This is a genomic window from Endozoicomonas sp. YOMI1 (genome assembly GCF_024606345.1).
Lineage (GTDB): Bacteria > Pseudomonadota > Gammaproteobacteria > Pseudomonadales > Endozoicomonadaceae > Endozoicomonas.
In genome coordinates, this window is record NZ_JAHHPM010000498.1 from 1 (window position 1) to 5,577 (window position 5,577).

Below are 5,577 nucleotides of genomic sequence, written 5' to 3' on the forward strand. Positions count from 1 at the left end.
ACCTTCTAAATATGAACTGCGCAGCCATTTTGAACCGCTGGATCTCTGTGGTTCAAACGCTACCCATAGAAAATGGTTGCCAGCCCAAGGAATGAGAAGAACCCGACCACATCGGAAATCGTGGTCAGGATAATACTGCCGGCAAGGGCCGGATCAATATTTAATGATTTCAGTAAAACCGGCAGCATCGCACCGGTGATCACGGCAACACTTAAGTTGATTACCATGGCGCAGGCAATAACCAGGGAAATAATCGGGTCATCAAACCAGAACCAGGCGATGGTGGCCACCAGGGTTGCCCACAACAACCCGTTCAGAAAACCGGCAACCAGCTCCCGGCTTAATAGCCACCGGAGGTTGGTCTTACTGATTTGTCCCAGTGCCATACCCCTGATCACCAGGGTCAGGGCCTGACTGCCGGCATTACCCCCCATGCCCGCGACAATCGGCATCAGCACCGCCAGGGCCACCACTTTATCGATGGTTTCCTGAAACAGACCAATAACTGATGCGGCGATAAATGCCGTAATCAGATTAAACCCTAACCAGACAGCCCGGCGTCGTGCAGTCCGCAGTGCCGGGGCGAAGGTATCTTCATCGTCATCCAGACCGGCCATGCTCATCATGGAGTGTTCGGCTTCTTCCCGGATCACGTCGACTACATCATCGATGGTGATCCGCCCGAGCAGTTTGCCATTGTCGTTCACCACCGGGGCGGAGAGCAGATCCTGCCGTTCGAACAGCTGGGCTACCTGAGTATCCTGCATATTTGCAGGAATAGGGTCGAGGTCGGTTAACATTACCTGCCTGACGGTGGCGCCCGGTTCGGTTGTCAGCAGTAAGGTCAGGGGCAGGCGGCCAATGTATTCATCCCGGCGATTGACCACCAGCAGGCTGTCAGTGCTATCCGGAATGCCTTCATGACGGCGCAGGTAACGAAGCACAACATCAACGGTGTTATTGGGACGTACTGTAATGGTGTCGGTGTTCATCAAGCCACCGGCAGAGTCCTCCGGATAGGCCAGAACGGCCTCAACCCGCTGCCGGTCCTGACTGTTCATGGAGTCCAGAACCTGCCGGGTTATGGTATCAGGCAGCTGCTGCAGCAGGTCGGCAATGTCATCAACATCCTGACCTTCAGTAATGGCTTTCAGTTCGGCAATGTTCATCTGATCAAGGAAGAACTGGCGAACGTCTTCGCTCAGTTCCTGCAGAACATCACCTTCCTGTTCACGGTCAATCAACCGCCATAACAGGCTGCGTAATTTCGGTGGGGAGGACTCCAGTAAGTGTGCGGTGTCAGCAGGGGGCAAGGTGTTCAACATGGTGCGCAATTCTGCAGAAACACCGTGTTCAAGAGCATCATTAAGTTTTTTCAGCTCGGCTTCACCGATGCTCAATTGCAGTTGCTGCGCCATTATTGTCTGCCTGAATGATCTGCCTGAATAGTTTCTGTGCATCCGGTAAAGTGCCGGATGGTCAGGGAAAATGAAGGATGGTCTCTATGGTAATTGCAGTGGTTGCTCCCCGGAAAGGGGGAGCCTGTTATTCTTCTTCACCAAAGCGGTCATCAATCAGTTCGCACAGGGCAAGACAGGCGGCCTCTTCATCATGGCCGTCACAATGGAGCTCAAGCTCCGAACCCTGTCCTGCCGCCAGCATCATAACCGCCATGATACTCTTGCCATCGACCTTGCGCCCATTGAATCCGATTTCAATCTCACTGGCAAACGCCGATGACGTGGAAACAAACTTGGATGCCGCTCGGGCATGCAAGCCCAGTTTGTTAATGATTTTTTTTCGATAGGTAATCATTATTCGTGAAGCTCTCTGTGTCTAACCTGAACCCGTTCCAGTTTACTGGTGAACAGGGTGCCCAGTGTTTTACCAATATAGACTGAGCGGTGCTGCCCTCCAGTGCAACCAATGGCAATCGTCATATAACTGCGTTGGGCTGACTCAAAGCGTGGGAGCCATTTTTCGATAAAGACACTGATATCATCAACCATTTCGATCACCTGAGGATCATCCTTCAGAAAGTCGATGACCGGCTGCTCCAGGCCTGTGTATCCTCTCAGGGATTCGTCCCAGAAGGGGTTGGGCAGGCAGCGAACATCAAAGATAAAGTCGGCATCTGAAGGAATGCCGTTTTTAAAGCCAAACGATTGAAAAAGAACCGTCACACCACTTTTCTGATCAGCACAGAACTCCTGTTTGACCATATCTCTCATCTGATGAACGGAGAGCGATGTGGTGTCGATTTTCAGATCTGTCTCGACCAGCACCGGCATAAGCAGTTTTTTTTCTAGCGCTATGGCTTCTCTGAGCGACGTCTGGTCATTACTGAGTGGGTGCTTTCTGCGTGTGGCACTGTAACGGCTGACCAGCTTTTCGCTGTCGGTGTCCAGGTACAGTACCTGACAATTGATACCTTTATTCCTTAGGGACTTCAGCAGATCAGGAAAGTTATCCAGAGTTCCGGGCAGGTTTCTGACATCAATACTGACGGCCATCCTGGGGGGGGTTGAATGATGGCCTTTTAAGGTATCCGGCAATTGGTTCAGCATGCTGGCCGGAAGGTTGTCGACACAATAAAAACCCTCATCCTCAAGGGTGTGCAGAGCTGAACTTTTTCCAGAACCGGAGCGCCCGCTGATGATGATAAGTTTCATAGCTGTTCCTTTATGCTTCCTGAGCGTTTTAGATGCTACTGATGATCGGTAGTTATTGAAAGCTGACCCTTGCTCTATTAAAGCAACTTTTGATCAAGAAGCCTACTGAATACCGTTGACCTGTGGTGGCAAAAGCAAGCTGATGTCAAAGATATCTGGAATCTTGTTAATCAAAATATAATTAATGCCTGAAAACATTTGATTGCGGGATTCTACCAGGGTACGAAGTATCGGTTGGGCGTGCTTCTGGCTATTTTTTTACCTGGTTTTTAATGAGTGCGGGATACTGTGTTAGCGCTTCTGACACTCTTGTCATTCACTTAATGGGGACGTAATCCTAGACTTCGAATCAGAAGATGACTAATGAGAAAGGTTAATTAAATACCTTTCTTAATTATTAGAAACAATCCTATTTTGTTAAAGGAGTAACATCATGGTAAACGTACAAGGTTTTCAGCCAACACAACGATTACTCGCAATTACTGATCGTCCGCATCAGGAAGAGGATCGCGTACCTGAGGATTTTGGCTGGTGCTTTAACCGCATGGTAAGGCCAATGGAAAGAGCGTTTGAAGATGGTCTACCAAGAATAACGGAAGTTACTATTGCCGGTCGGGATAAAGCCGAAAATAAACTGGCCAGAAGCCATATGGATTACCTTAAGCGTAAGGATGATGGCATGCAGGCTCACAAACCGGCTTCGGACCCTATTCCCCAGACAAGATTAGAAAGCTCTAAAGATAACGAAATTGAGCGTAATAATGATGGTATGCAGGATGACCAGCAGGTTTTGGAGCCTATTGCTCAGACAAATTTGGAAAGCTCTAAAGACAGTTCCAGTGGCTTCTTTAAATCACTGAAGGAGTGGTCAATTAAAGCTGTCAACGTTGTTTACAAGTATACTGGCCTTAAATATGTTGTTGAGGTAATCAAAAGCAAGATTAAACCTGAAGTTGTTGATGCAATCAATAGCAACGATGAACCTGAAGTTGTTGATGCAATCAATAGCAACGATGAATCTGAAGTTATTGTTGATGCAATCAATAGAAAGGTTGAACCTGAAGTTGTTGTTGATGCAATTAATAGAGCTGTACCTATAGTTAATATGTTTTACGCCAAGTCATTTGCCAGTCAGCCTGACAGGGCTAAAATGCTTGCGGAACTTAAGAGTGTTCAACTCCTTCGGGGTGTTGCTGCGCCGATTATGCCACGTACCGCTGTTAGTTCGCCTTGCTCTGGGCAGAAAGGGTATGATCTTTCCGGTCTTGAGAGTGCAAAAGTTGCTGAAGGGAGGGATGAGATAGCTTTGGCGGGAATTGCTGAAATTGAAAATAATCGAGCTGCCATTGAAGCCGACAAATTACAAGGCTATGTTGCCAGCCGAGATAGTGTTGAATTAGCAAATGCTAAAATTAATGCGGCTGCAGCAAAAAACGCTGAGACTAAGCATGCTAAAGGTGGGACGGCCTACTATTTTGCACCAGAGCAAGTGTCCCTGAAAATGGTGAAGGCTAAAGCGGCTATGGACGCCAAAATGGCAGAACGTCATAAGCGGCAAGAGTTTCAAAGCCCTGAGCTCGAAACCCGGAGTGTTCCATCAACAGTTTCGTCTGAAGTATCTCAAGAAGACCCAAAGGCCGACAGATATGCAGCAATTCGTGAGCTTGATGAACAATTCAACGCTCATCCTAAGCTTGGTAAAGGATTCGAGGCTCAAGTGAAACTGGAGCAAACCCTGGAAGAGGCAATGCGTTTTGTTCAAAACTCAAAGAAGTGAGTTGACAACAAAGGTAAAAGCATTGTTATAAGTTGAACATTTCAGGCCATCATTACCTATGATGGCCTTTTTTTATAGCGTTATCCTCTATTCACTCATGGTACGATAGAGCATTGTCGTATTGGTAGCCGAGCGTATTTTCTGCAGGGTCAAGGCAGAATGAAATCGCCCGGCCAGCGCTCTTAAAATTTCAAGATGTTCCTGATTTTCGCCTTCTGGCACGATCAACGCGAATACCAGATCAACAGGCTCACGGTCCACAGCATCAAAATCAACCGGTTCCGCCAGTCGTATAAAAAGACCGATAGGCTCCGGGCAGGCTTTACAACGACAGTGGGGAATAGCTACACCATCACCCAGTCCGGTGGTGCCAAGACGCTCCCGGGCAACCAGCGCTTCAAACAGTTCTTCGGCATTGATTTCGGGGGCTTCGCTGCTGATGCGTTCAGCGATAAATTCCAGGATTTTCTTTTTGCTGGCCCCGTGCACCCCGTCAAGGGTGCGCTCGGGGGTTAGGATGCGATGAATAATCATGCTAAATAAGAATGGCAACCTGATAAATCAAAGGGCATGGCCACTGGCGCCCTGTTGCCTGTTTAAGGCTTTCTCTTTTTGCTTAACCAGCTGCCGATCCAACTTGTCCGAGAGCAGGTCAATGGCTGCGTACATGTCTTCGTGCTCGGCGGTGGCATTAATCTCGGCTCCGCGGGTATGCAAAACGGCTTCTGCTTTCTGCACCAGCTTTTCGACACTCAGGGTCACCTGTACATTGGTGATATGGTCAAAATGTGAACCAAGACGTTCCAGTTTCTTGATCACATAGTCGTGCAGAGCTTCTGTTACCTCGACATGATGCCCACTGATGTTGACTTGCATGTAACGCTCTCCTGATCCCATTATCCAGATAATCACCAGTTCGCGGGATTTTTCGCACTGGCTGACTTCGATTCTATCACTGTCGATGCAGCTTGGAATGCCCTGAGTCAAAAAAAACTGCTTTTTGCCCGGCGCATCAAAAAATCCTGGTGCAGCCAGGCTCTGTGATACATACACAGGCACATCGTTCCCCGGGACTCGTTTCCACGGTCCCCCGTGGGAATGCATACCGAACCTCCGCAAATGTAGAAC

Annotated in this window: 6 protein-coding genes; 1 reads left to right on the forward strand and 5 read right to left on the reverse strand. The window is 48.5% G+C overall.

What is annotated here, in order from left to right; genetic code table 11:
* Positions 1-59 precede the first annotated feature (59 nt).
* From mgtE to rapZ, 3 genes are all read right to left on the reverse strand, one after another.
* Entirely contained in the window at positions 60-1,418 is a 1,359-nt protein-coding gene (gene mgtE, locus KDK15_RS17680) for a magnesium transporter (RefSeq protein ID WP_257296714.1), read from the reverse strand.
* 127 nt (positions 1,419-1,545) lie between these two features.
* Complete coding sequence (locus KDK15_RS17685) at positions 1,546-1,815, reverse strand: HPr family phosphocarrier protein (RefSeq protein ID WP_209202052.1); 270 nt, start codon at positions 1,813-1,815, stop codon at positions 1,546-1,548.
* A complete protein-coding gene (gene rapZ, locus KDK15_RS17690) occupies positions 1,815-2,672 on the reverse strand; it encodes an RNase adapter RapZ (protein ID WP_257296715.1) in 858 nt (285 codons plus the stop codon). Before rapZ ends, KDK15_RS17685 begins: the two co-directional genes overlap by 1 nt.
* A 433-nt stretch (positions 2,673-3,105) precedes the next feature.
* Between rapZ and KDK15_RS17695 the strand changes: the two genes are divergently transcribed.
* Positions 3,106-4,449: a hypothetical protein gene (locus KDK15_RS17695; RefSeq protein ID WP_257296716.1), complete on the forward strand. Its 1,344-nt coding sequence runs from the start codon at positions 3,106-3,108 to the stop codon at positions 4,447-4,449.
* A gap of 87 nt (positions 4,450-4,536) precedes the next feature.
* Here the strand turns inward: KDK15_RS17695 and KDK15_RS17700 are convergent, their stop codons facing one another.
* Positions 4,537-4,983 (reverse strand): PTS sugar transporter subunit IIA, encoded by a 447-nt coding sequence (locus tag KDK15_RS17700; RefSeq protein ID WP_257296717.1) that lies wholly within the window; start codon positions 4,981-4,983, stop codon positions 4,537-4,539.
* A gap of 27 nt (positions 4,984-5,010) precedes the next feature.
* Complete coding sequence (hpf, locus tag KDK15_RS17705) at positions 5,011-5,325, reverse strand: ribosome hibernation-promoting factor, HPF/YfiA family (RefSeq protein ID WP_257296718.1); 315 nt, start codon at positions 5,323-5,325, stop codon at positions 5,011-5,013.
* Positions 5,326-5,577 lie beyond the last annotated feature (252 nt).